Source organism: Desulfosporosinus sp. I2, assembly GCF_000960765.1.
In the GTDB taxonomy this organism is placed as follows: Bacteria; Bacillota; Desulfitobacteriia; order Desulfitobacteriales; family Desulfitobacteriaceae; genus Desulfosporosinus.
Genome location: NZ_JYNH01000246.1, coordinates 1 through 2,858 on the forward strand (window position 1 = coordinate 1; position 2,858 = coordinate 2,858).

The following is a 2,858-nucleotide window of genomic DNA, read 5'->3' on the forward strand; positions in this document are numbered from 1 at the left end:
GTTGGCGGAGAAATATCCCTTATTAAAGAAGTTTCATAAACCTGAATTCAAGGGGATCAATCACCTGGTTCAGACGGGTGAACTCTATCTGCCTTCTTATGATACTTGTCCAGCCTGTAAGACAGAATGGGTCTTTGATCTCTACGGCGATATTTATGGGTGTACAGCAACTACGGGGCAAAACCAATATAAACTCGGTACGTATTTTCCAGTGTTCCAACTTGAAGCCAACGAAGTGAAAGAATGGCAGGAACGCAGTGTGCTGACAATCCCAGAATGTCAGGATTGTGAGGTTAGTTTAATCTGTGGTGGGGGGTGCGGTGCGGTGGCCAAGGATCGTCTAGGTAAAGTTCAGGCTCCGGATTGCCACCCCATAAAGGAGTTGTTAACGATTGGGTTAAATTACTATGGAGAGGATCTACTGAAGATAGGTTAAAATTAAATTATGCCTTCCAAGAATCCAACTTCTTATTAATGGGAGTAGGATTCCAAATGAGTTCACTAAAAGAGCTAAGAAAGAAATTTAATTATAAAGAATTACTATTATAAGAGAGGTTATCGATCATTATGGAAAATCTATCGAAGATAAAAAGTGAAGAATTAGAACGTAGGTTGAGAGTTTTAGAGGAAGAATTAGAAGAATTAGAAGAGGAAAAAAGCTTTGTTCTCAAGCAAACAGGGCTTCATATCAGCGGCGGTAAAGTTAAACAATATGAAGCACAAACCCAATCCTTGAAACAATCCATTTCCGAACTCCGTGAGAAACTTAAGCAATAAAGTTATCAATTAATGGATAATAATAAAGTTAAATAAATTTAATGAGGGGTGTCTATAATGGAACCTATTTATACGGTAACTACGACAAAATCGTTTGATGAAGCTGTGAAATCAGTTGAAGAACAAACTAAGGCTAGCGGATTTCGCGTACTATACATTCATGACGTCCAGGCAACACTTGCAGAGAAAAACTTTAAAATTGAACCCTTAAAGATATTAGAAGTATGTAATGCTAAATTTGCATCAAATGCTTTAGACATCGATCTAGTGGTTAGTCTCTTAATGCCTTGTAAGATTAATGTTTATTCTTCAGAAGGAAAAACATTAATAAGCACGATTCGGCCAACTAGTTTAGCAAGTATTTTTAACAAAGAGGAAATCAAGACCTTTGCAGAAGACGTAGAAAAGATCCTTATTAATATCATTGACCAAAGTCACTGAAGACATTTACCTCCGGGTAATCCTATTAGTTGCTGATCATGGGGGTATGTGAAAACTCTGTCCCCAAAATTATCAGTGGTTAGAACAATTAACAAGCGTCCATTTCACTACTATAAAGTGAGGGACGCTTGTTATTTATTGTTAAAGAAGCAAAAGTGGGGATGAATAAAGTCTTCGTTCTTCGCTCTTCGCTCGATAAACATTAACTTGGTAGTATCCAAGTAACCCCTGTTTCTTGGATAGCAACCTTTTCCATTTGTCCTGCTGCCGCTGACGGAACGGGCAATGGGTTCTTCCATGGGCTCTCCGGATAGGTTGAAAGCTCCCCAATGCATAGGAATAATCCATTTCGCAGAGATTTCCTCGGCCATTTTCCAGGCTTGTTCAGGCGTAGCATGTCTAGCCTCAAAAGACTTTGGAGAGTAGGCGCCAATACCCATTATAGCTAAATCAATCGGAACCCCACTCAATTGTTGTTTAATCAGTTCGGTGTAGCCTGTGTCGGCACCAAAAAATAAATTACCAGTAGTTGGTGCCGAAAATACCCAGATGAGTGGGACCGAACATCAGCGCAAAACCTAAAAAGCAATAAACCAAGGTGGTGATGACAAAAGTGAGGATGTTTTCAATAGCCACACTGATCACATTCTTGGATTGGATAAAACCGACTTCGTAGCAAACAAAACCTGCCTGCATAAAGGCACTTTGACTGAGGGCAAGATTGCTGACTTTGTTGTGCTGGATAAAAATCCGCTAAAAGTAACTCAAGGAAAATTGACAGAAATTCGAGTTGAAAAACTATTTATTAAGGGTCGAGAATACATGGGGCCCTCTGCTAACTCACTAGCGCTTATGTTTGAAGCTACTAAGAACAAGCTTATCTCTCTTTAGAGCTGGAGGAAATCAGATCAACACCGAATAATTTAAGGCCACAGATAAAAGAACATAAGGGACTAAAAAAGCTTTTCTTACTGGTAAAAGGTAGAAATATATCATAAAGTAAAAAGTCCATGTAATAGGAGTCCAAAACGAAAAGATCCCGAAAATGCTTGTCGCACCCATGTTTTTACAGATTATAGGTTTTAATGATTTATACTGTATACTTTTAAATTGTCCCTTGTTGATTGGCTGATAAAGTGATAGTTTATGAATAGCAAATATGGAGCAAAGGCGCTCCTTAAAGATTGAAAACAATCTTTGAGGAGGCCTTTTTGTATTATTCAATTCTAGGAAGTCGAGTATTAATTTGAAGATTAATCCACTCTAAGAATTTATTGTATTTTTTAGATATAGATAATATACTATAACTAGTACAATAATGGGCTATGGAGCTTTCTGGAGATGGTTATCTCTAGGAGGCTTTTCTTCTTGGCAGAAGGGGGGATAAGGTTTATACATAATGGAATTTCCCAACAGGATGGAGTTGTATGTGTTGAGCTTAAAATTCAGAGGGGTCATAAAACAAGTTCTTGTATTGTTAGCTGCTCTGGTCGGAGCATTACTAGTGGGTGCATTATTTCTTCTTTTAGCCAAGTCGGATCCTATTAAAGCTTATGAAGTTATGTTTTCAGGTCCAGTGCATGACAAATACGGCATAACCGAGACCTTAGTACGGTCAGTTCCCCTACTTTTGGTAGGGT

Annotated in this window: 5 protein-coding genes and 2 pseudogenes; 5 read left to right on the forward strand and 2 right to left on the reverse strand. The window is 38.3% G+C overall.

Going from position 1 to position 2,858, the window contains the following annotated elements; all coding sequences use genetic code 11:
- The 3 genes from UF75_RS25205 to UF75_RS25215 all read left to right on the forward strand — a co-directional run.
- Positions 1-436 (forward strand): SPASM domain-containing protein (locus UF75_RS25205; RefSeq protein WP_045577267.1); only part of this gene is annotated, 436 nt, incomplete at its 5' end.
- Positions 437-567: 131 nt separating this feature from the next.
- Positions 568-777: a hypothetical protein gene (locus UF75_RS25210; RefSeq protein ID WP_045577268.1), complete on the forward strand. Its 210-nt coding sequence runs from the start codon at positions 568-570 to the stop codon at positions 775-777.
- A gap of 57 nt (positions 778-834) precedes the next feature.
- Positions 835-1,218, forward strand: a complete 384-nt coding sequence (locus tag UF75_RS25215) for a DUF302 domain-containing protein (protein WP_045577269.1) — start codon at positions 835-837, stop codon at positions 1,216-1,218.
- A 202-nt stretch (positions 1,219-1,420) separates the two neighbouring features.
- Here the strand turns inward: UF75_RS25215 and UF75_RS25220 are convergent.
- A pseudogene (locus tag UF75_RS25220) lies at positions 1,421-1,739 on the reverse strand (MBL fold metallo-hydrolase); the annotation flags it as partial.
- Positions 1,738-1,914: a hypothetical protein gene (locus UF75_RS27810; RefSeq protein ID WP_242860429.1), complete on the reverse strand. Its 177-nt coding sequence runs from the start codon at positions 1,912-1,914 to the stop codon at positions 1,738-1,740. The gene UF75_RS27810 and the pseudogene UF75_RS25220, both read right to left, overlap by 2 nt.
- Here UF75_RS27810 and UF75_RS25225 point away from each other — a divergent pair.
- Together UF75_RS25225 and UF75_RS25230 are read left to right on the forward strand one after the other, a co-directional pair.
- Positions 1,873-2,109, forward strand: coding sequence for a hypothetical protein (locus tag UF75_RS25225; protein WP_045577270.1), 237 nt, complete (start codon positions 1,873-1,875; stop codon positions 2,107-2,109). The two genes, UF75_RS27810 and UF75_RS25225, sit on opposite strands and share 42 nt — an antisense overlap.
- 538 nt (positions 2,110-2,647) lie before the next feature.
- Positions 2,648-2,858: pseudogene (locus UF75_RS25230) on the forward strand (ABC transporter permease); the annotation flags it as partial.